Origin of the sequence: Streptomyces sp. NPDC020681, from assembly GCF_044334895.1 — a bacterium.
In the GTDB taxonomy this organism is placed as follows: domain Bacteria; phylum Actinomycetota; class Actinomycetes; order Streptomycetales; family Streptomycetaceae; genus Streptomyces.
In genome coordinates this window covers 439,110-463,533 of the sequence record NZ_JBIRTX010000003.1, presented here as the reverse complement: position 1 = coordinate 463,533, position 24,424 = coordinate 439,110, and the positions used below count along the sequence as shown (strand labels likewise).

The following is a 24,424-nucleotide window of genomic DNA, read 5'->3' as shown; positions in this document are numbered from 1 at the left end:
CTACGGGGTTATCGTCACGAGGTGGACCAGCACCAACCTCCTCGCCCTGAGCAGCCGGGTGCCGAGAGCATCGTGTGTTCCCACTGTGGCGCTGTCGCCGAGGGACCACCGCCCACCTGGACGTTCTCGGTGGAGAACGGCAGCCGTCACTACTTCTGCGACGACTGCGCACGCGCCAACATCAGGGCGATCGAGGGCAGGCTCGACTCGGACTGGTGGTGACCCCTCCGGCGGCCCCCGGTTGAACCCTTCGGCGGTTCAGGCCTGGGCCTCGACCGCCTGCTCGTCCTCCTCGTCCTCGGGCAAAAACCCCGGCAGCCACGCGTCCAGTTCGTCCCGGAGCCGCACCGTTGCGTTCAGCTGGCACAGCACGCCGATCGTGCTCAGCGTCACGCGGTGTATCAACAGATACGAGGGCGGCAGATTGAGCTGCTTGCCCAGCTGGTGCGCGGGAGAGCGCATGTCGGCGATCCGGGCCGCCTGGTTACGCATCCAGCTGCGAGTGAAAGTGAACTCGTCCGCCTCGGCCGGCTTGATGATCGGCTGCAGATAATCCAGCACCGCGTCCGGGTCGAGCTCGATCGTCTCCTTGACGAAGCCCTCCTCGCACAGCAGCTCATAGACCTCGTCGGCGCGGCCTTCCAGCGTCAGCCGCAGACAGTCGCCGATGGTTCCCGGCAGCCCGCCGGGCAGCCGGTCCACCGTGCCGAAGTCCAGCACGCCGAGCCGCCAGCTCCCGGCGGCCTCTTCGCTTTCCCCGTCTTCGCCCGCCTCGTCGGGGATGAGGCGGAAGTTGCCCGGGTGCGGATCCGCATGCAGCAGCCCGGTGCGGGCCGGACCGGAGAACAGGAAGCGGGCCAGCAGTTGACCCGCCCGGTCACGCTGCTCCTCCGTACCGTCGGAGATCACCTCGGCCAGCGGAATCCCGTCGATCCACTCGGTCACCAGCACCTGGTCGCACTGGTGCACCACATCGGGCACGAGCACATCGGGATCGTCCGCGAACTCCGCGGCGTGCTCGCGCTGTGCCTGCGCCTCCAGTTCGTAGTCCAGCTCCTCCGACACCCGGTCACGGAGCTCGGCGATCAGTGGCTTGATGTCCATCCCCGGGATCAGCGGTCCCAGTAGCCGGGCGAACCGGCTGAGCTGTGTCAGATCGGAGAGCAGCGCTTCACCCGCCCCCGGATACTGCACCTTCACCGCGACCTCGCGGCCGTCGTGCCACACCGCGCGGTGCACCTGGCCGATGGACGCGGCGGCCGACGGCTTGTCCTCGAAGTTCAGGAAGAGCTCCCGCCAGTCATCGCCCAGCCGCTCCTCCAGAACCGCGTGGACCGTACGCGTCGGCATGGGAGGCGCCGCGTCCTGGAGCTTGGTGAGCGCCGCCCGGTAGGGGCCCGCGATCTCCTCGGGAAGCGCCGACTCGAAGACGGACATGGCCTGCCCGAACTTCATCGCACCCCCCTTGAGCTCGCCGAGCACCTTGAACAGCTGCTCTGCCGTGCGCTGTTGCAGCTCCCGGGCCACGATCTCCGCGGACTTGCCGCCGATCCGCTTTCCCAGACCCCAAGTGGCACGCCCGGCGAACCCGAGTGGCAGTGCGGCCAACTTGGCGGTCCGAGTGACCGCCTTCCGGGGAAGATCAGACATGCGCCCCTCCAAATCCCAGACAGCCTGCCGCGTGTGCCTGCGGCAGGCTTCGTCGACCGCTGTTACCCGGCCATTGTCTCGTGCGACGGCCCAAAGCCAGAGGTGTGCTCCCTCTCACTCTTCCCATCGGCGCTGCAGGCACAGTCGAGGTGTGGCGTGATCCTCTCCGATTGCCAGTCGAGCAGTGGAAGCGCGGCCTCCCATCGTGCACCCGTGCTCGCCGGAAGTTCGCCGTCGAGGAAGGACACGGCGTGTGCAGCGGCCATCCCCGCCACTGCCGTGGCCAGAGTGATGTCGCACGCCGGCACGGGACTTCGGCGGCCGCCCGAACGCCACTGCGCCAGCAGTCGCCGCCAGCTGGGATCGCGGTCCGCCCGGCCCAGCTCCAGACAGCCGGCGCATGCGGTGCCGCCGGGCAGTACAAGCGGGCCCACCACGCCCGTGCTTTCCACAACTCCCGCATACAGATGGGGTGTCCCGGTGGTGATCCAGTCGTCGGCCGCCGCGGGGTCGGGGGCGTAGGCCGCCAGCCCGTCCCGAGGACACACCACGATCAGCGAGAGCGCGGGCTCGGCACCGGCCGCGGACGTCGCGCCCCGGTCCGCTCGCGGCGGCCGGTCGGGAGCGGAGCGCCGCACCAACTGCCGGGCCGCAGTGTCCCGCCGCTCACCGACCGCCTCGGCGGGCAGCCCGCCGGGCGCCACGTCCCACGGTTCCGTACATCCGCCGTCCAGCACCTCGACCCGCCCGACACCGGCAGCCGACAGCAGCGCTGCTACCGTCGCGCCGACGCGCCCGGCGCCCCGCACCTGGACCCGCATGGCCCGACGGCCCGCCAGCCGCCGTATTCCGCCGCCCGGTTCCGGGTAGACAATCGACAAAGAGGCCAGATCGGGACGAAGTCGGTCCAATGACCCCGCGCGCTTCCGTAACGCGTCCGCCGTCGGCCCACCGGCCTCCGGATCGTCCAGCAGTCCCGCGGCCGTCAATCGCTTCACCAATGTGTCGACTTGTCCGTCCGGCAGGCCCATCGCCCGGGCCTCGTCGCGCAGCAGCGGCAGCCCGCGCGTGCCGTCGAGCAGTTCGAGCAGTGTGCCGGTCGCCGTGTCGACCGGGCCGACCGTCACCGCGTGTGCGGGCGTCACCCCGAACTGCACGGTCTGCCGTTCCCGCCAGGCCCGCCTGAGCGCAGGCTTCACCATCGGATGCATATCGCTTCCCCCGTCGGACCGTTCTCGCTGATGTGTTCTGAATCGTTCTGAAAGTGTTCTCGGATCTCCGCTTTGATCTGCTGTCAGAATGCATGGCCTCGCCGAAGGGTGTGAAAAGTTATCCACAGGGCGGGGTATTAGTCGTTCAAATGGTGCAGCCATGGAGTGGATCAAGGTCGAACCGTTCCGGAGGCGGGACTTCCCCCACTGACAGCGGGTAACGTCGGGGCGTGTCCGTCGACCCTTCCCCTCGCGTCGCTGGGGAGACCCCACCGCACAGCGCGGGAAGTCAACAGCGCAGCGCGACCGGCCGCCCGCCCCGCGGATCGGGGACGAGCGCGGTCGAAGTCCGCAGGAGCGCCCGGCGCAGCAGAACGGTCTCCGCCTATCGGGAGGGCGACCGGACCATCGTGCTGATCCCCGCCCGTATGTCGGAGGCCGAGGAACAGCGCTGGGTCAGCGTGATGCTCGACAAGCTCGCCGCCCAGGAGAGCAAGCGGATTCTCGGTGACAGTGAACTGGGCGAGCGCGCCGAGCGGTTGTCGGCACAGTATTTCGGCGGACGCGCAAGGCCGACATCCGTGCGATGGGTGACAAATCAGAACACCCGCTGGGGATCCTGCACTCCCGCGGAGGGCAGCATCCGCCTGTCGCACCGCTTGCAGGGGATGCCCGAGTACGTCGTCGACTACGTGCTCGTCCATGAGCTGGCGCATCTTCTTGTGCCGGGGCACGGCCCGCGCTTCTGGCGGCTGCTTGAGGCCTATCCGCGGACCGAGCGTGCGCGGGGCTATCTCGAGGGTGTTGTCGCGGCCGACCGGCTGCCCCACCTGCCCGCCGCGCGCGGAGAGTGACCGGCGACGGTCCTGTACCGAATGTGTCCCGGCTTGGCCGAATGTCGGACTCAGCCGTTAGCCTTGCGCGACGTAATCACATTTCGGGATGGGGGACGGTCGTTACGCATGGCCAGGGAATTCCAACGCGGCCACAAGGCCAAGATCAGTGACCTCACGTCGGGAACGGATCTGTACGTAGGTGTGCAGATCGCCGCTCCTGGGCTGACCTTCGACATCAGCTGCTTCGGACTCGATGCCAACGAGCAGCTTTCGGACGACCGGTACTTCATCTTCTTCAACCAGCCGAAGTCGCCCGAGGAGTCCATCCAACTGCTCGGCACGCAGTCCGGCGACACGGAGTCCTTCCGCGTCACCCTGGACCGCATTCCGGCGAACATCCACAAGCTCTCCTTCACCGCCACGATCGACGGCGGCGGCCAGATGTCGCAGGTCGGTCCCGGCTACATCCGCATCGTCGCGGGCGGCGAAGAGGTCGTCCGGTATCCCTTCAACGGCTCGGAGTTCACCACCGAGCGCGCGGTGATGCTCGGCGACTTCTATCTGAAGGACGTGTGGCGCTTCGCCGCCATCGGGCAGGGCTTCGACGGGGGACTCGACGCGCTGCTGAAGAACTTCGGCGGCGAAGTCGCCGAAGAGCCTTCGGCCGCACAGCCCCAGGGCGCCGCTCCGTCGTTCGCGCCGCCGCCGCAGGCGACCGCGCCTCCGGCGTTCGGTGCACCGGCCGCGCCGCAGGCGCCTCAGGTCCCGCAGCCCGCGCCCTCCTTCGGCGCACCCGCCCCGCAGGCACCGGCACCCGCACCGCAGATGCACGCCGCGCCCACGGTCGCCGCCCCGATGTCCCCGCCCGGCGGCGCAGTTCCGCCGCCCGCCGCCCCCGCGCCGTACGGACAGCCGCCTCAGCAGCCGCAGTACGGTCAGGTCCCGGGCCAGGTGCCGGGGCAGTTCCCGGGCCAGGCCCCGCCGCCCGGCGCGCCCGCGCCGTACGGCCAGCAGGCCCCGGCTCCGTACGGGCAGCAGCCTCCGGGCATGCCGCAGGGTGTGCCCCAGGGAGTCCCGCAGACCGGCGCCGGTCTGCAGGCCGCTCTGCAGCCCTATCGCGAGACTCAGACCGGCCAGCGCTGGACGCCGCAGAACCAGCAGCTGATGCGGGTCGATCTGACCATGGGCGGCAATCCCGTTCTGGCCCGCCAGGGCAGCATGGTGATGTACCAGGGCAAGGTCGAATTCAGTCACAAGGGCGCGGGCTTCGCCGGACGTATCGTCGGCAACGCCACGGGCCAGGAGATGCAGCTGATGCGCTGCACCGGACGCGGCCAGGTCTTCCTCGCCGAAGAAGGCGCACATTTGCACCCCATCGAACTCCAGGGCGACGGCATCTGCGTCTCCGCGGAGAACGTCCTGGCGTTCGACGAGTCGCTGCAGTACGAGGTCCGCCGCATCGAGGGCCACGGCATCCCCGGCGGCGCCCTGTTCACCATGCAGTTCCAGGGCACCGGCACCGTCGTCGTGAAGACGCACGGCGTCCCGGTCGTCCTGCCGGTCACGCCGACCACCTTCGCCGACTGCAATGCGGTCGTCGCCTGGTCGTCCGCGTCCCAGGTGATCCTCTCCAGCCAGGTCCGGCTGCGGCGCAACGCCTATCCGGGACACAGCGGAGAGACCATCAACCTCCAGTTCCGGGGCGCGCCCGGCAACTTCATCGTCGTCCAGCCGTACGAGGTCTGAGGGAGCCCGAAGAAATGAACCAGCAACTCGCGGGCTTCGCCCCGACCCCGATCGCGGCCCGGATGGAGAATCACGGCCGCGCCATGCTCAAGGTCGCCATGGCCTCCGGCCAGGACCTGTACGCGCGCACCGGCTCGATGGTCGCCTACGAAGGCTTCGTCCAGTACGAGCCGAACCCGCCCGCCGTCCGCCAGGTCGCCTCGCAGTGGGTGACCGGCGAGGGCGCGCCCATCATGAAGTGCTCCGGCGACGGCCTGCTCTACCTCGCCGACTACGGCGCGGACGTGGTCGTCATCAACCTCAACAACGACTCGCTCTCGGTCAACGGCACCAATCTGCTGGCCTTCGACGCGCACCTCCAGTGGGGCGTCGAGCGGGTCAAGGGTCTCGCCAAGTTCGCCGGCCAGGGCCTGTGGAACGTGGAGATCGCGGGCACCGGCTGGGTTGCCCTGACCTCCCGCGGCACGCCGATCGTCGTCGACTGCGGCCGCGGCGAGGACGAGACGTATGTCGACCCGGATGCGCTGGTCGCCTGGTCACCGAATCTCAAGGTGAAGGGCAAGCGCAGCTTCAAGGCCTCCTCCTTGATCGGGCGGGGCAGTGGAGAGGCATTCCAGATGGCCTTCTCGGGCCAGGGCATCGTCGTCGTACAGCCGAGCGAGGACAGCACTGACCGCCTTCGGGTCCGGGGCTGACGGGGGAACGGGAACACATCATGCAGAGTCCGCTTTTCAGCCACGCAGAACAGCAGTCGCAGGACCGCTATGTCGTGCAGAACCCACAGCTGCTGCGGGTCGCGCTCACCGGCCAGGACGACGTCCTCGCCCGTAAGGGCGCCATGGTCGCCTACCAGGGCCTGATGGACTTCGACGGCGAGTACCAGAGCAGCGGCCAGCGCCGGGCCCGCGCCAACACCGGCGAGGGCCTGGACCTGATGCGCTGTTCGGGGCAGGGCACTGTCTATCTCGCCAACCTCGCGCAGTACATCCATGTCGTGGACGTGGACCAGGAAGGCATGACGGTCGACAGCGCCTATGTCCTCGCGCTGGACTCGACGCTGCACACCGAGGTCATCGCGGTGGACAGCCAGTACGGAATCTCCGGGTCCGGGAAGTACCAGCTCAATATCTCCGGCCGCGGCAAGGTCGCGCTGATGACCTCAGGACAGCCGCTGATGATGCAGGTCACGCCGGACAAGTACGTCAATGTCGACGCCGACGCGATCGTCGCCTGGTCCTCGTCACTGCGTGTGCAGATGCAGGCCCAGACGCACTCGTCGGGCGTACGGCGGCGGCGCGGCAACACCGGCGAGGGCTGGGAACTCAGCTTCCTCGGCCAGGGTTTCGCGCTGGTCCAGCCCAGTGAGGTCATGCCCCCGCAGAACGCGGGGATCGGTCAGGGCATGGGCGCCCAGTTCGGGGTGGGTCAGCACGGCTCGCACGCCCAGAACCAGAACAACGCCTGGAACTAGCGCCTCCGGAACGAGTAGCAACGTAAGGGGCGGCCTCTCAGGAGGCCGCCCCTTACGCATGAACCATTGCTACAGCGCCGCGCGGGTGCGCTCCAGCAGTCGTACGACGGACTTGTCGGCGACGTCTGCCACCTCGTCGTAGGCGAACCAGCGCAGATCGAGTGACTCGTCGCTGATCTCCGCGACCGCCCCGACCGGAGCCAGCGCCGCGTACTGCACATCGAGATGCCAGTTGCACGGCGCCGGAATCGGATGCCGGTCAAGGCTCACAGGGCCCGGGAGCAGGGTCAGCGCCTCGATCCCGGACTCCTCCGTGGCCTCGCGGAGCGCCGCCTGCGCGAGCGTGGCATCGCCCGGCTCGCAGTGGCCGCCCATCTGCAGCCACATGCCGAGCTTCTTGTGCAGGGTCAGCAGCACTCGCCCGTGCTCCGGATCGATCACCAGCGCACTGGCCGTGACATGCCCGGCCTCGCAGGCCTTCCACATGCCATCGGGATGCGTCGCCAGATGGTCCAGATAGAGCCGGCGCAGCTCCTCCTGGTCCTCGTAGCCCTTCAGTACGAGGACCGCGTCGTCGTGCAGGCTCACTTGTCCTTGTCGCCCTCGTCGTCCTGGCCGGAATCCTTGTCGAGATTCGGCTTGCCGCCGCCCGCGGCCTCGCCGAGCATCTTGTCCAGCTCCGAGAAGTCGAGCTGCTCGCGGTGGACGAAGCCGTCCGGGTCATCGAGGTCGGCGGCCGTCGGCAGCATGTCCGGGTGCTCCCAGAGGCCGTCGCGCCCGTCCACGCCCCGCGCGTCCGTGAGCGACGCCCACAGCCGAGAGGCGTCCCGCAGCCGCCGCGGACGCAGCTGAAGACCGATCAGGGTCGCGAAGGTCTGCTCGGCGGGACCGCCGGAGGCACGCCGCCTGCGCAGCGTCTCGCGCAGGGCACTCGCAGAGGTGAGCCGGGTCGACGCGGCCTCGTGCACCACCGCGTCCACCCAGCCCTCGACGAGCGCGAGCGCCGTCTCCAGACGAGCCAGGGCCGCCTTCTGCTGCGGAGTGTCCTCCGGCTGGAACATGCCCTGCTGGAGTGCTTCCTGCAGCTGCTCGGGGTTCTGCGGGTCGAACTGGCCGACCACGTCCTCAAGCTTGGTTGTATCGACCTTGATCCCGCGTGCGTATCCCTCGACGGCGCCGAACAGATGCGAGCGCAGCCACGGCACATGAGCGAAGAGCCGCTGGTGGGCGGCCTCGCGCAGGGCGAGGTAGAGCCGCACTTCCTCCCTCGGAACGCCGAGGTCCTTGCCGAGTGCGTCGATGTTCAGCGGGAGCAGCGCGGCCTTGCCGGCCGGGCCGAGCGGCAGACCGATGTCGGTCGAGCCGACCACCTCGCCCGCCAGCACACCCACTGCCTGCCCGATCTGCTGGCCGAACATAGCGCCGCCCATCGAGCGCATCATGCCCATCAGCGGGCCAGCCATGGCCTGCATCTCCTCGGGCAGTACATCGCCCATGGCCATGCCGACGCGCTCGGCGACCGGATCGACGAGCTGCTGCCACGCCGGAAGAGTCGCCTCGACCCACTCGGCGCGGCTCCACGCCACGGCCGTGCTCGCGCCGGAGGGCAGCGAGGTCACTCCGTCCAGCCAGAGGTCGGCGAGCCGCATGGCCTCCTCGACCGCTGTCCGGTCGACGGGGCCGACGCTCTCGTCCTTGGTACCGTCCGCCGTGCCCTGCGAGACCGTCTGGCGTGCGATCTGCTTGGCCATGTCCCAGTTCACGGGGCCGCCCTCATAGCTCAGCATCTGGCCGAGCTGCTGGAAGGCCGCACCCAGGTCGTTCGGGTTCAAAGAACCGAACATGGCGGCGAACGGATTGTCCGCGTCCCCGGCACCGAATCCGAAAGGATTCCCGGGGGAGGGCCCGCCGGCGCCGTGGCCACCTCCGGCGGGATCGTTCTTCTTGCCTTCGTCGCCGTTCTCCGGCTCCTCCGGCGGAAGGCCGAATCCGAATGGGGTGTCACTCACGGGTTTCCTCGGCTCGTAGGGCCGCCGGCTCCGGCCGGCGGCGAATGCCCGACAACACCACCAGCGTAGACATCCGGGCCGCAAATGGGCTCGGTGCTCCGCCGACTCGTGGGCTGCGGCAGGATGGACGCACCTGGTACGCACGCGTCATTCGCTCACGTACTGAAGACAACCGCTGGAGACGCCTGGTGAGTTCCCCAGATCCGCAGGTTCGCGCAGCGCGAAACCGCTCAACCCCGAGCCCTGGCCAAGGGCACGGAGGCCGCCGACCCGTCGTGGCGGTCACCGGCGCGGCCACGGGCGTCGGAGAACTGCTGGCTCGGCGGCTGGCCGAGTCCGACGAGATCAAGCAGGTCATCGCCATCGACGAGCGCCGAGGAGAGGTCTCCGAGGCGACCTGGCACATTCTCGACGTCCGCGATCCGGCCATCGCGGAGAAGCTGCGCGGCGTGGATGTGGTGGTGCATCTGGCGCTCGACCTGGATCTGGAGACCGACGCCGCGGCCCGTACCGCGTACAACGTACGCGGCACCCAGACCGTGCTCACTGCCGCGGCGGCGGCCGGTGTGCACCGCGTCGTGCTGTGCACCTCGGCGATGGTCTACGGGGCGCTTCCCGACAACGACATCCCGCTGTCCGAGGACGCGGAACTGCGCGCCACGGCGGAGGCCACAGGCGTCGGTGACCTGCTGGAGATCGAGCGCCTGGGCCGCCGCGGGCCCCGCGCCCACCCCGGCCTCAATGTCACGGTGGTAAGGCCCGCCGTCCTGGTGGGCGGTACTGACACCGCGCTGACCCGCTACTTCGAGTCGCCGCGGCTGCTCGTGGTCGCCGGATCGCGTCCCACCTGGCAGTTCTGCCATGTCGAGGACCTGGTGAGCGCGCTGGAGTACGCCGCCCTGGAGAAGGTGGAAGGCGAGCTCGCCGTCGGTTGCGACGGCTGGCTCGAACAGGAGGAAGTCGAGGAGCTGAGCGGCATCCGGAGGATGGAGCTGCCTTCGGCCGTCGCCCTGGGCGCGGCTGCCCGGCTCCACCGGATCGGCCTCACACCGTCCCCTGCGGGAGACCTGGCGTACACCATGCATCCCTGGGTGGTGAGCGTCAGCCGGCTCCACGACGCGGGCTGGCGCCCTCAGTGGACCAACGAGGAGGTCCTCGCGGCCCTGCTCGAAGAGGTGGAGGGCCGGCACACCGTCGCCGGTCGCCGGCTCGGCCGCAAGGACGCGACCGCGGCGGGCGCCGCGGGCGCGACGGTCGCGCTGCTCGGCACGGCCGCCCTGGTGCGGCGCGCACGCAAGGCACGCAGACGTCTGTAGGAGGCTCCAACGCGGGCCGCGCCCGACCGGTCGAATGCGCTATTCCCCGATGTCAGTGGCGTACGGCACGATGGCAGACATGGCAAGCAGGCACGACCACCCCGGCGAGCAGGCGGCGCAGGACCCCATCCGCCTCCTCGCGATCCGTGACACCCCGCTCTCCCTCGACGAGGTCTTCGCGGCCGTCGGCGACGATGCGGCAGGCGGCACCGCGCTCTTCGTCGGCACCGTGCGCAACCACGACGGCGGCGCCGATGTCGACACGCTCGGGTATTCCTGCCATCCGACGGCCGAGGCCGAGATGCGCCGGATCGCCGAGAAGGTGACGGCGCAGTTCCCGGTGCGGGCGCTGGCGGCGGTGCATCGGGTGGGAGACCTGCGGGTCGGGGATCTGGCGGTCGTCGTCGCGGTGTCGTGTCCGCATCGAGGAGAGGCCTTTGAGGCCTGCCGGATGCTGATCGACGATCTCAAGCACGAGGCGCCGATCTGGAAGCACCAGACGTTCGCGGACGGTACCGAGGAATGGGTCGGCGCCTAGCGCCGATTTGCGTAACTGCCCCCCTGCTATGAGCGTTGAACCGGCAGATGACTAATCTGCTGATCACTCGGTTGCGTTTGCTCATGGGGTAGGGAGGTCGCGATGGCAGCACTTGCCTGGTTGTTGATTCCGCTTTTCGCTGCTGTCGGTGCTGCGATATGGGGAGGCTGGGCCGCACGGAACCGGACGACCGGGGACGTGGCCGAGCTTGCCGGTTATGCGCGGTTCCGCGATGCGATGGAGAAGCCCGGCTCCGGTACCGACGTCGCATGACTCAGGGGTGACCCTTCCGCCGACCGTACGCAGTTGCCAAGAGGCCCCGTACGGACCGGCCCCGGCGGTGCACTGACAGACCCGTCCCGTACTGTCGTTCCATGCCACGCCGCACCGCGACGATGCTCGCCTCCACCCTCATCTTCATCGCGCTGCTCTGCGCAGGGGTGTTCATCAAAGTGCCGTATTCGGAGATGTCGCCCGGACCGACGGTCAACACTTTGGGCGCTGCCCGTGGCGAACCGGTCCTTCAGATCTCCGGCCGCGAGACCTACCCGACGACCGGCCATCTCAATATGACGACGGTCCGGGTCACGGGCGCGGACTACAACATGAACCTCGTCGAGGCGGTCTACGGCTGGCTGGCCCACGACAATGTGGTCGTTCCGCACGACACGCTCTATCCGAACGGCAAGACGGAAGAGCAGTCGACGCAGGAGAACGCCGAGGAATTCACCCAGTCGCAGGAGAGCGCCAAAGTTTCTGCGCTCAAGCAGCTGAAGATCCCGGTGAAGTCGCGCGTCGTCGTCTCGACGGTCCTCAAGGACACGCCCGCCGAGGACCGGCTGCACGCCGGTGACGTCATCCGTGCCGTGGACGGCACCACGGTCAACGAGCCCGGGGACGTCGCCAAGCTCGTGGTGAAGCACAAGCCCGGCGAGAAGGTCGTCTTCACGATCGTCCCGGCGAAGGAAGCCGCCGCGGCGGAGAAGGCCGGCAAGGAGCCGACCGGCACCGAGAAGGTCACGGTCACGACCGCGAAGTCGGAGACGGACGACCGCGCGATCGTCGGCATCCACGCAGGGACGGACCACACGTTCCCGTTCACCATCGACATCAATCTGGCGGACGTCGGCGGCCCGAGCGCGGGCCTGATGTTCTCGCTCGGAATTGTCGACAAGCTCACTCCGGGCGACCTGACCGGCGGCAAGTTCGTGGCGGGCACCGGCACGATCGACGACAGCGGGAAGGTCGGCCCGATCGGCGGCATCGAGATGAAGCTGGTCGGCGCGCGGAACGCCGGGGCGGAGTACTTCCTGACGCCGAGCGACAACTGCGCGACGGCTGCGTCGGACATCCCCAAGGGGCTGACGCTGGTGAAGGTGAACACCATCGAGGACGCGACGAAGTCGCTGGAGAAGATCAAGGCGGGCGACACGGCCGGGCTGCCGAGCTGCGCGAAGAGCTGAGCCCGTGCCCGACGCCCGCCTGCCCGCGCCCGGCGAAGAGCTCAGGTACCCGGCCGCCCGTGCCCGGTGTGCGGACACGGGCGAGCCGTCGGCTAGGCCTCGAACGTCGCCGACAGAGCCTCCGCCAGACCCGGCACCAGGTCCGAGCCCGTCAGCACCTGCGTCGGCGAGTCCTTCTCGCGCATCCGCAGCGCCGACTCGCGCGCGCCGTCACGGAGCACCGCCACCGTCATCCGCACCTCCTGGCGGTCCGGATGGGCGGCCACCCACTCGGTGAGCGAGGCGCCGTCGAGGCCGTCCGGAACGGCGGCATCGGCGGACGCGGGGAGCATCTGGCGCTCCACCGTCAGCGCGCAGCCGGCCACCGCGTCGGGCCAGGCGATCGTGGCCAGGAACTCGTCCAGCGCCGTACCCGGCGGGATCTCGTCCTGCTCGATCGGGGTCAGCGGCGCGGCCGCGTTGGCACCGTCGAGGCCGAGCTGGGCGGCGAGGCCGGGTTCCTGGGTACGCAGCTGCGCGGTGTCGACGAGCGCGAAGAGTCGGGCCGGCTGGTCCCAGCCGAGCCCGGATGCGTACTCGTCGATTTCGAGCACGGCGCGGGTCAGTGGACTGGCGGCCATCGGGGGGCCGGAGGAGGAAGCGTTGGACATAGCCAATATCCTGCCTCCTTCCGGCCCCGATACGGGAACTAGGTAAAGCCTCAGTAAGTTGCAGTAGTGGGCTCTACGATCGCGGGGCCCGTTTCACACGACCGCGAACTTCGAGGTGCGCACGTTGGCTTTCCAGATGCCGGACCGCGGCGGAGGCCCGACCGGGCCACGGATCAGAGTGGGCCGGCCGTCCCGGCGTGTCCGCACCCTGCTCATGACACTGGGCGTACTGGCCGTGCTGGCCATGGCGTTTGTCATGTTCGCCGGGTTCTGGACCGACTGGCTCTGGTATCGCTCCGTCCACTACTCCTCGGTGTTCACCACCACGCTGTGGACCAAGATCGGACTGTTCGCCGTCTTCGGGCTGCTGATGGCGGCCGCGGTCGGCGTGAACATCTGGCTCGCGCACCGCTTGCGACCGCCGCTCAGTGCGATGTCGCTGGAGCAGCAGAGCCTTGATCGCTACCGCATGGGCATCGCGCCGTACAAGAAGTGGGTGCTGCTCGCGATCACCGCGCTGGTCGGACTCATCGCCGGCGCCTCCGCCACGGGTCAGTGGCGGACCTGGCTGATGTGGGTCAACGGTGTCTCCTTCGGCCAGAAGGACCCGCAGTTCGGCATGGACGTGTCGTTCTACGCGTTCGACCTGCCCTGGTACCGGTTCCTGCTCGGCTTCGGCTTCGCGGCCGCCGTGCTCTCGCTGATCGCCGCCGCACTGACGCACTATCTGTACGGCGGACTGCGCATCACCAGCCCCGGCGCGCGGGCGACCGCCGCGGCCACCGGGCATCTGTCGGTGCTGCTCGGCGTGTTCGTGTCGCTCAAGGCGGTTGCGTACTGGCTCGACCGGTACGGCCTCGCGGTGAAGTCCAGCGACTTCAAGGCGACCGGGAACTGGACGGGCCTGCGGTATGTGGACGCCAACGCCTATCTGCCGGCCAAGACGATCCTCTTCTGCATCGCCGTCATCTGCGCCGTGCTCTTCTTCGCGACGCTCTGGCGCCGCACCTGGCAGCTCCCGGTGATCGGCTTCGGCCTGATGGTCCTGTCGGCGATCCTGATCGGCGGCCTGTACCCGGCCATCGTGCAGAAGTTCCAGGTCCAGCCGAACGAGCAGGCCAAGGAAAGCGCGTACATCAAGAAGAACATCGATGCCACGCGCAAGGCGTACGGCATCGACAGCGCCAAGCCCGAGGACTACGCGGGCAAGGGCGACACCAAGCGGAAGGCACAGCAGCGGGCCGCGGCTCCGTCGGCGGCCAGCTACCGCGTGGTCGACTCGAACGTCGTCTCGCCCGCCTTCCAGCAGCTCCAGCAGGAGCGCAAGTACTACCAGTTCCCCGCGACCCTGGACGTCGACCGGTACACCGGACCCGACGGCAAGCCGCAGGACACGGTCATCGGTCTGCGCGAGCTCAACATCACGGGCATCCAGAAGCGCAACTGGATCAATGACCACTTCACCTACACCCATGGCTACGGCGCGATCGCGGCCAAGGGCACCAGCGTCATCACCGATGCGAACCAAGGCACCGTGGGCTCGCCGGACTTCACCGAGTCCGGGATGCCGACCGGCGGCCAGCTCGGCGAGTACGAGCAGAAGATCTACTACGGCGAGAAGACCGAGCAGTACTCGATCGTCGGCGGTCCGCAGAAGGAGCTCGACTACGAGGCGAACGTCGGGCCCACCAAGTACACGAGCTACCAAGGCAAGAGCGGGGTCAACCTCTCCAGCCCGCTCAACCGCGCCGCGTACGCCGTGGCCTTCAGCGAGCCTCAGATGATGTACTCCGGAGCCATCGGCGACGGGTCGCGGATTCTGTACAACCGCACGCCGAAGGAGCGCGTCGAGGCTGTCGCGCCGTGGCTGACCATCGACGGCGACGCCTACCCGGCGGTCGTGAACAAGCGCATCACCTGGATCGTCGACGCGTACACCACGACCAACGGCTATCCGTACGCCTCTCGTACGACGCTCGGGGACACCACCGCCGACTCGCTGACCACCAACCAGCGTGCGGTCGTCGCCCAGCAGAACCAGGTCAACTACATCCGCAACTCGGTGAAGGCCACCGTCGACGCGTACGACGGCACGGTCAACCTGTACCAGTGGGACACCCAGGACCCGGTGCTCAAGACCTGGATGAAGGCGTTCCCGGGCACGGTGAAGCCGAAGAGCGAGATCTCGTCGGACCTCAAGGCCCATCTGCGGTACCCGCAGGACATGTTCAAGGTGCAGCGCGAGCTGCTCACCCGGTACCACGTCACCGAGCCGGAGCAGTTCTACAGCGGCTCCGACGCGTGGCAGGTGCCGGACGACCCGACGAACAAGGACACCAGCGCGGTCCCGCCGTACTACCTGAGCTTGAAGATGCCCGGCGAGAAGGATCAGAAGTTCTCGCTGACAACGACCTTCACCCCGGCCGGACGCCCGAACCTCGGTGCGTTCATGGCGGTGGACGCCGACGCGACGAGCAAGGGGTACGGCTCCATAAGACTGCTCAGAGTCACCGAGCAGGTGCAGGGTCCGACACAGGTGCAGAGTGAGCTCAACGGTGTCCCGGAAGTCGCCACGTTCGTCCGTGACCTCAGAGGCACCGACTCGGACATCGAGTACGGAAACCTGCTGACGGTGCCGTTGGACGGCGGGTTCCTGTACATCGAGCCGGTGTACGCACGAGGCGGTGCGGCCAACTACCCGCTGCTCAAGAAGGTGGCCGTCGCATACGGCGGCGGTAAGCCGGTCTTCAAGGACAGCCTCACGGAGGCGCTCGACGCGGTCTTCGCGCAGAGCGGGACGGAGCCACCTCCGACGACCACGCCGCCACCGGGTGACGGGACCACCAAGCCGCCGACCACACCGCCGACGACTCCGCCGACCGGTGACGCGGCGACCAAGGCCGCCATCGCCGACGTGCTGAAGGCGCATCAGGACGCCGAGGCCGCGCTGGCGAAGGACCCGAAGGACTGGGAGGCGTACGGCAGGGCACAGGAGGAGCTGGACGCGGCGCTGCAGCGACTTGAGGCAGCGCAGGGCAAACCGGCCACGTCCCCGCCGCCGAACAGCGGCTGAGCAGGCAACATCCCGCGTCGTGATACGGTTGTGGAACACGACGCGGGGTGGAGCAGCTCGGTAGCTCGCTGGGCTCATAACCCAGAGGTCGCAGGTTCAAATCCTGTCCCCGCTACTGAAATCGAAGAGGGCCCGGATCCTTTGAGGATCCGGGCCCTCTTCGCGCGTATGTGCTGCCGGTGAGAACTGTGTGCCGCGCGGCGCGAGTTGAGGGAGAGCGTGTTTGACTTATCTCTCTGTGGGCATGTCGACAAAACGCTGAAGTGACCTCACTGGCTGCGGTATACCAGGTGTACGCGGGTTGCAGGTGGTGCGACGATGGAATTTATGGGGGACAGGGCAACTCTGTTGGAGACAGGGCGGTTTGTGCAGCGGCATCCCGGAATCACGGCGGATGCGACCAACGCTGCCGACACCGCGGACATTGCCGTGGGCAACGTTGACGGCGCCGCCACGGGCGGGCAGGCCGGCACGGACACCGGCATGGGTACGGGCAGGACCAGCGCCGAGAGCGGCGACTCCGTGGAGACCGCGGGGACCGAGGAGCGTTACCGGCGTGCGGCCGAGGGCGGCGACAGCGCGGCCATGAGCGTGCTGGGCGCGCTGCTGCTGCGCCGCGGCGACCTCGACGGCGCCGAGCCGCATCTGCGTGCCGCGACCGCCGAGGGCGACCGCGCCGCCGCCAACAATCTGGGTGTCCTGCTGCACCAGCGCGGGTACGCCGACGAGGCCGCCGGCTGGTGGCGTATCGCCGCCGTCGCCGGTTCGGCCGCCGCGGCGCACGCTCTGGGCCGTCACTTCCGCGAGCGCGGCGACGAGCCCGGCGCGGAGTACTGGCTGCGGCAGTCCGCCGAGCAGGGCCATGCGCTCGGGGCGTACGCACTCGCCGATCTGCTGGAGCACCGCAGTGACGTGGGCGCGGAGCGCTGGCTGCGTTCGGCGGCCGAGCAGGGCCACCGTGAGGCCGCGTACCGGCTTGCCCGCGCGCTGGAACGGCGTGCGGGCGAGAAGGCGCGCGCGGGTGCGGGGATGGGCCTGGTGGTGGCGCGCGCGGAGGCGGCTAGCGCGGCTGCGTCTGCGGTGCGGGACGTCGCTGGTGCCGGTGCGGGCGACACGGCTGAGCGGTCGGACGAGGCAGGCCGTGAGCTGTCGGCGCTCGACGAGGCCGCTCAGTGGTACCGGCAGGCCGCCGCCCGCGGGCACCGGCGGGCCGCGCTGCACCTCGGCGCGATCCTCGAGAAGCGCGGCGAGCTCAAGGAGGCCGGGCGCTGGTACCTCTCCTCCGCCAAGGACGGCGAGGCCCGTGCCGCCTGCGCGCTCGGCTTCCTGCTGCGGGACGCCGGCGACGAGGAGAGCGCCGCCGTCTGGTGGCTGCGTGCCGCACAGGACGGCGACGGCAACGCCGCCAACGCGCTCGGTGCGCTGCATGCCGCCCGTGGTGAGCAGCAGACCGCCGAGCGCTGGTACCGCGCGGCCATGGACGCGGGCGACGTGAACGGCGCGTACAACCTTGGGCTGCTCTGCGCCGCCCAGGACCGTACGCCGCAGGCCGAGCAGTGGTACCGCCGTGCCGCCTACGCGGGTCACCGCGAGGCCGCCAACGCGCTCGCAGTGCTGCTGCTCCAGGCCGGCGACGCGACCGGCGCCGAGCCGTGGTTCTCCAAGGCCGCGGAGGCCGGAAGCGTCGACGCCGCCTTCAACCTGGGCATCCTCTACGTCGGCCGCGACGACGACCGTACGGCCCTGGGCTGGTACGAGCGGGCCGCTGCCGCAGGTCACACCGAGGCAGCGCTCCAGGTCGGCATCGCGCGGCTGCGGGACGGCGACGAGCGGGAGGCTGAGCGGCATCTGCGCTGCGCGGCGGGCGGCGGCAGCGCGGAGGCCGCGTTCCGGCTGGCCACGCTGCTCGACTCGCAGCAGCCGCCGCCCGGACCGCCGGCCCTCGGCGAGCCGATGGCGGAGAAGAGCGAGTGCGAGGAGTGGTACGAGCGCTCCGCCGAGCAGGGGCACCGCCGTGCGCAGGTACGGGTCGGCATGCTCGCCGCGGCTCGCGGCGACATGGTGGATGCGGCACGCTGGTACCGCGAGGCTGCCGAGGCGGGCAGCCGCAACGGCGCGTTCAACCTCGGTCTGCTGCTCGCCCGTGAGGGCAATGAGCGCGAGGCGGCCCTGTGGTGGTCCCGTGCGGCCCGGGGCGGGCACGGCCGGGCCGCGCTGCGGCTTGCGCTGCTCGCCGCGCGCAGGGGCGAGCTGACCGAGGGGCAGCGGTGGTGTGCGCGGGCCGTGGAGCTGGGGCCGGCGGAGGTGGCGGAGCGGGCCGCGCGACTGCGCGAGGCGCTTCATCAGGAGCTCACGGCGTGAGCCCGTGCCCCGGGGACTGGCGCCCCGGGGCCTTGCGCAATATCGATTTGCGCTGGTCGGCGGGGTGACGTAATGTTGTGTTCACCGACGCGGGGTGGAGCAGCTCGGTAGCTCGCTGGGCTCATAACCCAGAGGTCGCAGGTTCAAATCCTGTCCCCGCTACTCACAGACAAAGGCCCGGATCCTTCAGGATCCGGGCCTTTGTCGTACCCGGAGCCGTGGTGTCAGTACCGCTGCCGTTGTCCGGAGTGCGCGCCCCGCTGCATGCCGAAGGCCCCGCACCTGGGGTGCGGGGCCGTCGGAAGCGTGTGGTGTCAGGCCGACGAGCAGTTCGGGCAGATGCCCCGGTACGTGACCTCGACGTCGGAGACCGTGAAGCCGAAGCGCTCCGAGGCGGGAAGGTCCGCCAGTGGGTTGCCCGCCGGGTGGACGTCGCGGATCGAGCCGCACTGGGCGCACACCAGGTGCTGGTGCGGGCGGTGCGCGTTCGGGTCGTACCGCTTGGCGCGGCGGTCCGTGGAGACCTCCAGGACTTCGCCGAGCGAGACGAGCTCACCGAGCGTGTTGTAGACGGTCGCCCGGGAGATCTCGGGCAGCCTCTTCACCGCCCGCGAGTGCACCTCGTCGGCGGTCAGGTGGACATGGTCGCCGTCGAGGACCTCTGCCACGACACGCCGCTGGGCGGTCATCCGCCAGCCGCGTCCGCGAAGTCGTTCCAACAGGTCACTCATAAGAACAGCCTAACAGTGAGGCGACCAGGTCCCGAACGGGTGTGACTTTGGACCTCTACTTGACCTAGACAAAGTCCAATGTAGGATCGAGACCGGCATACGCCAGGGACAGGACTTTGCAGGAATGACGCAGGAGGCGCACGTGACGCAGGGACCGCTCACCACGGAGGCCGGGGCGCCGGTCGCCGACAACCAGAACAGCGAGACCGCTGGTGTCGGCGGTCCTGTTCTGGTCCAGGACCAGCTGCTGCTCGAGAAGCTCGCGCACTTCAACCGCGAGCGCATCCCGGAGCGCATCGTGCACGCCCGCGGCGCGGGCGCGTACGGCACCTTCACGCTGACCCGCGACGTGTCGCAGTGGACGCGTGCCACGTTCCTCTCCGAGGTCGGCAAGCAGACCGAGACGTTCCTGCGCTTCTCGACGGTCGCCGGCAACCTCGGTTCCGCGGACGCCGTGCGCGACCCGCGCGGCTTCGCGCTGAAGTTCTACACCGAGGAGGGCAACTACGACCTCGTCGGCAACAACACCCCGGTGTTCTTCATCAAGGACGCCATCAAGTTCCCGGACTTCATCCACACGCAGAAGCGCGACCCGTACACGGGCAGTCAGGAAGCCGACAACGTCTGGGACTTCTGGGGTCTGAGCCCCGAGTCGACCCACCAGGTGACCTGGCTCTTCGGCGACCGCGGCATCCCCGCGACGCTCCGCCACATGAACGGGTACGGCTCGCACACGTACCAGTGGAACAACGAGGCCGGCGAGGTCTTCTGGGTCAAGTACCACTTCAAGACCGACCAGGGCATCAAGAACCTGACCTCGGAAGAGGCCGCGAAGCTCGCCGGTGAGGACCCCGACTCCCACCAGCGCGACCTGCGTGAGTCCATCGAGCGCGGTGACTTCCCGTCCTGGACCGTGCAGATCCAGGTCATGCCGGCGGCCGAGGCGGCGAACTACCGCTTCAACCCGTTCGACCTCACCAAAGTGTGGCCGCACGAGGACTACCCGCCGATCGAGATCGGCAAGCTGGAGCTCAACCGCAACCCGGAGAACATCTTCGCCGAGGTCGAGCAGTCCATCTTCAGCCCCGCCCACTTCGTGCCGGGCATCGGTCCCTCGCCGGACAAGATGCTCCAGGGCCGCCTCTTCGCGTACGGCGACGCCCACCGCTACCGCGTCGGCATCAACGCCGACCACCTGCCGGTGAACCGCCCGCACGCCACCGAGGCGCGGACGAACAGCCGTGACGGCTACCTGTACGACGGACGTCACAAGGGCGCGAAGAACTACGAGCCGAACTCCTTCGGCGGCCCGTTCCAGACGGACAGGCCGCTGTGGCAGCCGACGGCCGGCTTCACGGCCGGCACCGGTACGCACGAGGCGCCGAGCCATGCCGAGGACAACGACTTCGTGCAGGCGGGCAACCTCTACCGGCTGATGTCCGAGGACGAGAAGGGCCGCCTGATCGAGAACCTCGCCGGGTTCATCGCGAAGGTGTCGCGCGACGACATCGCCGAGCGGGCCGTCGACAACTTCCGCCGGGCGGACGGCGACTTCGGCAAGCGGCTCGAGGCCGCAGTCCAGGCCCTGCGCGGTTAGCAGAGGCGCTTGCCGCAGCGCGGAGGGCCGGATCCCTGTCCAGGGGGGTCCGGCCCTCTGGCATGCGCGCCCAGTAGGTGCCCGCTAGCTCACCAGCGTGGTCTGGTGCCGCCTGACGGGGGCCCAGCAGCGGATGATGTCGCGTACGGAGACGATGCCGACGGGTCCTGTGCCGTCGAGCACGATCAGATGACGGAAGCCGCCGTGGGACATGGCCTCCGCAGCCTCCTCCAGGGTCCAGGACGGCGCGGCGAAAACGACGTCGGTGGTGGTGTGGGTGCCGGCGGTCTCCAGATCGGGGTCCTGCCCCGTGCCCACCGAGATGAGAATGTCGCGCTCGGTCAGAATTCCCAGGTTGTCGGCGTCGGTGTCGAGTACGACTGCGGCGCCGACACGGCGCGCGGCCATCAGCCGGGCCGCCTGGCGGAGTGTGTGCGTGGGCCCGATGGTGAGGACCACCGTGCTCATGGCGTCACGGACGAGCATGGATGGAGCCACCTCCTTGGTGGATCGGTCGTTCGGGAACCGATTCACAAGTTCACAAGTGGGGGACTTTCAGAGTCGCAGCCCAGAGGTGAGGCAGCAAGAGGGCGGGGCCGGGCGGTTTGGCCGGTGCGGCCACCCGGCACCGCGGACCGGGCCAATCAGTACCGCTGACCGGACCCGTCAGCAGCGCTGAGGGTCAACAGGGCTGACGGTCTGTAGCGCTGACGGTCAGTAGCGCTGGTTGAGATAGCCGAGCAGTTCCTCGTGCAGCAGCCCATTGGACGCCGCCGCGTTCCCGCTGTGCGGGCCGGGGCGTCCGTCCAGGCCGGTGAAGGATCCGCCCGCCTCCTGTACGACGATTGCGGTCGCCGCCATGTCCCACAGCGACAGCTCGGGCTCCGCGCAGATGTCCACCGAACCCTCGGCGACCATCATGTACGGCCAGAAGTCGCCATAGCCGCGGGTGCGCCAGCAGGCCCGGGTCAGATCCAGGAACCCGTCGAGCCGGCTCTGCGCCTCCCAGCCGCTCAGCGAGGAGTACGCGAACGAGGCGTCCTGGATCCGGCCGACCTTGGAGACCCGCAGCCTGCTCGCCGAACTCAGCGACCGCCCGGTGTACGCGCCGCCGCCCTGCGCCGCCCACCAGCGGCGGCCCAGCGCCGGGGCCGAGACCACGCCGACGACCGGCTGGTAGCCGCCCTCGCCCTGCACCATCAGCGAGATCAGCGTCGCCCAGACCGGAACGCCGCGCACATAGTTCTTGGTGCCGTCGATCGGGTCGATGACCCAGCGGCGCGGGCCCGTGCCCTCGATGCCGTACTCCTCGCCGAGGATCGCGTCACGCGGCCGTGCCCGCTGGAGCTGTCCGCGGATCAGCTCCTCCGCAGCCTTGTCGGCCTCGCTCACCGGCGTCATGTCCGGCTTGGTCTCGACCTTCAGGTCCAGAGCCTTGAACCGGTCCATCGTGGCGGCGTCGGCGGCGTCCGCGAGGACGTGGGCAAGACGCAGATCGTCGTGGTAGTCGGGCATGGTCGTCACTCTATCGGTGTGCTTGGGCCATGGCCTGGGGCGCATGGAGGCACCCGAACTCCCCCTCGTGCACCTGTCGTCACGGCTATTGACAGTGCAGGGCGGCGCGTCAACTCTGTGCGCAGTGCCGCACGGCGGGCAGCCCGGCCCCGGAGGCGTACGGCCTGGGAGGCGACGATGCCTACAGCGCGAGAGTCCCTGCTGAACGCCGCTCTCCTGGCGCTCGCCGAGCAGCCGTGGTCAGCAGTGCGGATGGTCGACGTGGCATCAGCCGCAGGGGTCTCACGGCAGACGCTCTACAACGAGTTCGGCAGCAAGGACGGTCTCGCCAGAGCGCTGGTGCGGCGCGAGGCGGACGCGTATCTCCACGGCGTGGACCGGCTGCTGGCGGAGCCGGCCGGACCCGCGGACCGGCTGGCCGCCCTCGCCGAATGGACCGCCGGCGAGGCGAGAGCCAGGCCCCTGCTGCGGGCGCTGCTCACCGGCTGCTGGGGGGAGCGGCTGCCGACGCCGAGACCGGCCCGCCGTGGCGCGGTTCTGGCCGGAGTGCCCGCCCAGCGACGCGCGGACGCGGGGCTGCCGGGCCCTTCGGACGTGGTCGCGGCGGTACGGGACCGGTCACTGGCCGCGCTGGAGCAGGGGCGGCCCGGCCGTACGAGCGAGGAGTCGGCCGAACTCGGACGGCACTGCGAGGTCGCGATGCGGCTCGCGCTCTCCTCGGTCGTCGCGCCGGCCGGCGAGGGTGTCGGACCTCTGGTGCGTACGGCCGTCGAAGGACTGAGTCCGGTGAGCGGTGCCGGTGCCGGTGCCGGGGTGCCGAACGGCGTCAGTGCGACGAGCCCGACAGCTGCAGACCGATGACACCGACGATCACCAGCGAGATCGAGAGGATCTTGAGTGTGGAGACCAGGTCGTCGAGGAAGATCATGCCGTAGATCGCCGTGCCCGCCGCGCCGATGCCGGTCCACACGGCATAAGCGGGACCCACGTCCAGCTTTTTCAGCGCGAGCGTCAGCAGTCCGAAGCTGCCCAGGGCGAAGGCCGCGAACGCGATCGTCGGCCAGAGTCTGGTGAATCCGTGCGACAGCTTGAGACAGACGGCGAAGCCCGTCTCCAGAAACCCGGCGACAATTACGAGCAGCCACGCCATGGTCTGTGCCTCCCGCATCGGTCGGTGACTGCTTCGTCGGGCTTGATGCGATTATGCACTTACCAACATCGGCAGACCGCAAACGTGAGCGAGTCAGTCGCCTTCGCGTCGTTCCCGGGTGGCCAGCAGCCGCCGCAGTGAGTACAGCCGCGCCGGGTCCGCATGGCCGTCGGCCACCCATGCGTCCAGTGCGCAGTCCGGTTCGTCGTGGCTGCAGGCACGCGGGCAGCCTTCCGTACCCGGTACGAGATCCGGGAAGGCGAGGATCACGCGTGACGGATCGACATGGTGCAGACCGAAGGAACGCACGCCCGGGGTGTCGATCACCCAGCCGCCCTCCTTGTCCGCGAGCGGCAGCGCCAGCGCCGATGTGGTGGTGTGCCGGCCGCGTCCGGTGACCGCGTTGACCAGGCCGGTGCTCCGCCGGCGCTCCTTGGGCACGAGAGCGTTGACCAGAGTCGTCTTGCCGACGCCGGAGTGGCCGACGAACACGGTGGTCCGGCCCTTGAGGTGCTCATGGACCCGCTCGGCGGCGACGCCGTCCACGAACTCGTCGCGGGTGGTGACGATATGGGGGACGCCCAGTGCGCCGTACTTGTCCAACAGCTCGTCGGGCGAGGCCAGATCCGACTTGGTCAGTACGAGGAGCGGCGTGAGCCCGCCGTCGTACGCCGCGACGATGCAGCGGTCGATCAGCCGCGGCCGTGGTTCGGGGTCGGCGAGGGCCGTCACGATGGCCAGCTGATCGGCGTTGGCGACGACCACGCGCTCGTACGGATCGTCGTCGTCGGCCGTGCGGCGCAGCACGGACTTGCGCTCCTCGATCCGCACAATGCGCGCCAAGGTGTCCTTGTCGCCGGACAGATCGCCGACGATGCCGACCCGGTCGCCGACGACCGCGGCCTTGCGGCCCAGTTCGCGTGCCTTCATCGCCATGACGACACGCTCGTCGACGAGGCAGGTGAGCCGGCCTCGGTCGACGGTCAGGACCATGCCCTCGACCGCGTCCTCGTGCTTGGGACGGATATTGGTCCGGGGCCGGTTGCCCTTGCGGTTGGGGCGGACGCGGATGTCGTCCTCGTCGGGGTTCTTGCCGTAGCGCCGCAT

General features: G+C 69.3%; 23 protein-coding genes and 2 tRNA genes. 15 read left to right on the top strand and 10 right to left on the bottom strand.

What is annotated here, in order from left to right:
* The first annotated feature begins 21 nt into the window (after positions 1–21).
* Positions 22–222 (top strand): hypothetical protein, encoded by a 201-nt coding sequence (locus ACH4YL_RS09225; RefSeq protein WP_398506288.1) that lies wholly within the window; start codon positions 22–24, stop codon positions 220–222.
* A gap of 36 nt (positions 223–258) precedes the next feature.
* Here ACH4YL_RS09225 and ACH4YL_RS09220 read toward each other — a convergent pair whose 3' ends face one another.
* Both ACH4YL_RS09220 and ACH4YL_RS09215 read right to left on the bottom strand, forming a co-directional pair.
* On the bottom strand, positions 259–1,650 hold the full coding sequence (locus ACH4YL_RS09220; protein ID WP_398506286.1) for an ABC1 kinase family protein: 1,392 nt from the start codon (positions 1,648–1,650) through the stop codon (positions 259–261).
* Positions 1,651–1,712: 62 nt separating this feature from the next.
* On the bottom strand, positions 1,713–2,861 hold the full coding sequence (locus ACH4YL_RS09215) for a ThiF family adenylyltransferase (RefSeq protein WP_398506285.1): 1,149 nt from the start codon (positions 2,859–2,861) through the stop codon (positions 1,713–1,715).
* A gap of 230 nt (positions 2,862–3,091) precedes the next feature.
* Between ACH4YL_RS09215 and ACH4YL_RS09210 the strand changes: the two genes are divergently transcribed.
* The 4 genes from ACH4YL_RS09210 (at position 3,092) to ACH4YL_RS09195 (ending at position 6,914) form a co-directional block, all read left to right on the top strand.
* Complete coding sequence (locus tag ACH4YL_RS09210) at positions 3,092–3,715, top strand: M48 family metallopeptidase (RefSeq protein ID WP_398506283.1); 624 nt, start codon at positions 3,092–3,094, stop codon at positions 3,713–3,715.
* 108 nt (positions 3,716–3,823) lie between these two features.
* Positions 3,824–5,443 carry a TerD family protein gene (locus ACH4YL_RS09205; RefSeq protein WP_398506281.1) on the top strand — a complete coding sequence of 540 codons (1,620 nt, stop codon included), beginning with the start codon at positions 3,824–3,826 and terminating at the stop codon, positions 5,441–5,443.
* Positions 5,444–5,457: 14 nt separating this feature from the next.
* Positions 5,458–6,138 (top strand): AIM24 family protein, encoded by a 681-nt coding sequence (locus ACH4YL_RS09200; protein ID WP_398506279.1) that lies wholly within the window; start codon positions 5,458–5,460, stop codon positions 6,136–6,138.
* A 20-nt stretch (positions 6,139–6,158) separates the two neighbouring features.
* A complete protein-coding gene (locus tag ACH4YL_RS09195) occupies positions 6,159–6,914 on the top strand; it encodes an AIM24 family protein (RefSeq protein WP_398506278.1) in 756 nt (251 codons plus the stop codon).
* A gap of 69 nt (positions 6,915–6,983) precedes the next feature.
* Here the strand turns inward: ACH4YL_RS09195 and ACH4YL_RS09190 are convergent, their stop codons facing one another.
* Together ACH4YL_RS09190 and ACH4YL_RS09185 are read right to left on the bottom strand one after the other, a co-directional pair.
* The gene (locus ACH4YL_RS09190; RefSeq protein WP_398506276.1) at positions 6,984–7,502 is read right to left on the bottom strand and encodes an NUDIX hydrolase; all 519 of its coding nucleotides are present in this window, start codon (positions 7,500–7,502) and stop codon (positions 6,984–6,986) included.
* Positions 7,499–8,923, bottom strand: coding sequence for a zinc-dependent metalloprotease (locus ACH4YL_RS09185; protein ID WP_398506275.1), 1,425 nt, complete (start codon positions 8,921–8,923; stop codon positions 7,499–7,501). The genes ACH4YL_RS09190 and ACH4YL_RS09185 overlap by 4 nt, the downstream gene beginning before the upstream one ends.
* Before the next feature lie 188 nt (positions 8,924–9,111).
* On the opposite strand from ACH4YL_RS09185, the gene ACH4YL_RS09180 reads away from it, so the two are divergent.
* The 4 genes from ACH4YL_RS09180 (at position 9,112) to ACH4YL_RS09165 (ending at position 12,240) form a co-directional block, all read left to right on the top strand.
* Positions 9,112–10,239 carry an SDR family oxidoreductase gene (locus ACH4YL_RS09180; protein ID WP_398506273.1) on the top strand — a complete coding sequence of 376 codons (1,128 nt, stop codon included), beginning with the start codon at positions 9,112–9,114 and terminating at the stop codon, positions 10,237–10,239.
* A gap of 79 nt (positions 10,240–10,318) precedes the next feature.
* Positions 10,319–10,777, top strand: coding sequence for a molybdenum cofactor biosynthesis protein MoaE (locus ACH4YL_RS09175; protein ID WP_398506272.1), 459 nt, complete (start codon positions 10,319–10,321; stop codon positions 10,775–10,777).
* Positions 10,778–10,879: 102 nt separating this feature from the next.
* Positions 10,880–11,050: a hypothetical protein gene (locus tag ACH4YL_RS09170; protein WP_398506270.1), complete on the top strand. Its 171-nt coding sequence runs from the start codon at positions 10,880–10,882 to the stop codon at positions 11,048–11,050.
* Between the two features lie 101 nt (positions 11,051–11,151).
* Positions 11,152–12,240, top strand: coding sequence for a PDZ domain-containing protein (locus tag ACH4YL_RS09165; protein WP_398506269.1), 1,089 nt, complete (start codon positions 11,152–11,154; stop codon positions 12,238–12,240).
* Between the two features lie 92 nt (positions 12,241–12,332).
* On the opposite strand, the gene ACH4YL_RS09160 is transcribed toward ACH4YL_RS09165, so the two are convergent.
* Complete coding sequence (locus ACH4YL_RS09160; RefSeq protein ID WP_398506267.1) at positions 12,333–12,890, bottom strand: PPA1309 family protein; 558 nt, start codon at positions 12,888–12,890, stop codon at positions 12,333–12,335.
* 136 nt (positions 12,891–13,026) lie between these two features.
* On the opposite strand from ACH4YL_RS09160, the gene ACH4YL_RS09155 reads away from it, so the two are divergent.
* The 4 genes from ACH4YL_RS09155 (at position 13,027) to ACH4YL_RS09140 (ending at position 18,486) form a co-directional block, all read left to right on the top strand.
* Entirely contained in the window at positions 13,027–15,963 is a 2,937-nt protein-coding gene (locus tag ACH4YL_RS09155) for a UPF0182 family protein (RefSeq protein ID WP_398506643.1), read from the top strand.
* Between the two features lie 41 nt (positions 15,964–16,004).
* Positions 16,005–16,078, top strand: a tRNA-Met gene (locus ACH4YL_RS09150).
* Positions 16,079–16,281: 203 nt separating this feature from the next.
* Positions 16,282–18,324, top strand: coding sequence for a tetratricopeptide repeat protein (locus tag ACH4YL_RS09145; protein ID WP_398506266.1), 2,043 nt, complete (start codon positions 16,282–16,284; stop codon positions 18,322–18,324).
* Between the two features lie 88 nt (positions 18,325–18,412).
* Positions 18,413–18,486, top strand: a tRNA-Met gene (locus ACH4YL_RS09140).
* A gap of 152 nt (positions 18,487–18,638) precedes the next feature.
* Here the strand turns inward: ACH4YL_RS09140 and ACH4YL_RS09135 are convergent.
* Positions 18,639–19,055: a Fur family transcriptional regulator gene (locus ACH4YL_RS09135; RefSeq protein ID WP_398506265.1), complete on the bottom strand. Its 417-nt coding sequence runs from the start codon at positions 19,053–19,055 to the stop codon at positions 18,639–18,641.
* A 124-nt stretch (positions 19,056–19,179) separates the two neighbouring features.
* On the opposite strand from ACH4YL_RS09135, the gene ACH4YL_RS09130 reads away from it, so the two are divergent.
* The gene (locus ACH4YL_RS09130) at positions 19,180–20,652 is read left to right on the top strand and encodes a catalase (RefSeq protein WP_398506264.1); all 1,473 of its coding nucleotides are present in this window, start codon (positions 19,180–19,182) and stop codon (positions 20,650–20,652) included.
* An 84-nt stretch (positions 20,653–20,736) separates the two neighbouring features.
* Here ACH4YL_RS09130 and ACH4YL_RS09125 read toward each other — a convergent pair whose 3' ends face one another.
* Entirely contained in the window at positions 20,737–21,138 is a 402-nt protein-coding gene (locus ACH4YL_RS09125) for a cyclic nucleotide-binding/CBS domain-containing protein (RefSeq protein ID WP_398506262.1), read from the bottom strand.
* A gap of 228 nt (positions 21,139–21,366) precedes the next feature.
* Positions 21,367–22,167, bottom strand: coding sequence for a histidinol-phosphatase (gene hisN / locus ACH4YL_RS09120; protein WP_398506260.1), 801 nt, complete (start codon positions 22,165–22,167; stop codon positions 21,367–21,369).
* 177 nt (positions 22,168–22,344) lie between these two features.
* Here hisN and ACH4YL_RS09115 point away from each other — a divergent pair, with 177 nt between their 5' ends.
* Positions 22,345–23,028 (top strand): TetR/AcrR family transcriptional regulator, encoded by a 684-nt coding sequence (locus ACH4YL_RS09115; RefSeq protein WP_398506258.1) that lies wholly within the window; start codon positions 22,345–22,347, stop codon positions 23,026–23,028.
* Here ACH4YL_RS09115 and ACH4YL_RS09110 read toward each other — a convergent pair.
* Positions 22,994–23,317 carry a DMT family transporter gene (locus tag ACH4YL_RS09110; protein ID WP_398506641.1) on the bottom strand — a complete coding sequence of 108 codons (324 nt, stop codon included), beginning with the start codon at positions 23,315–23,317 and terminating at the stop codon, positions 22,994–22,996. The genes ACH4YL_RS09115 and ACH4YL_RS09110 overlap by 35 nt on opposite strands.
* 93 nt (positions 23,318–23,410) lie before the next feature.
* On the bottom strand, positions 23,411–24,424 hold the full coding sequence (rsgA, locus tag ACH4YL_RS09105; RefSeq protein ID WP_398506256.1) for a ribosome small subunit-dependent GTPase A: 1,014 nt from the start codon (positions 24,422–24,424) through the stop codon (positions 23,411–23,413).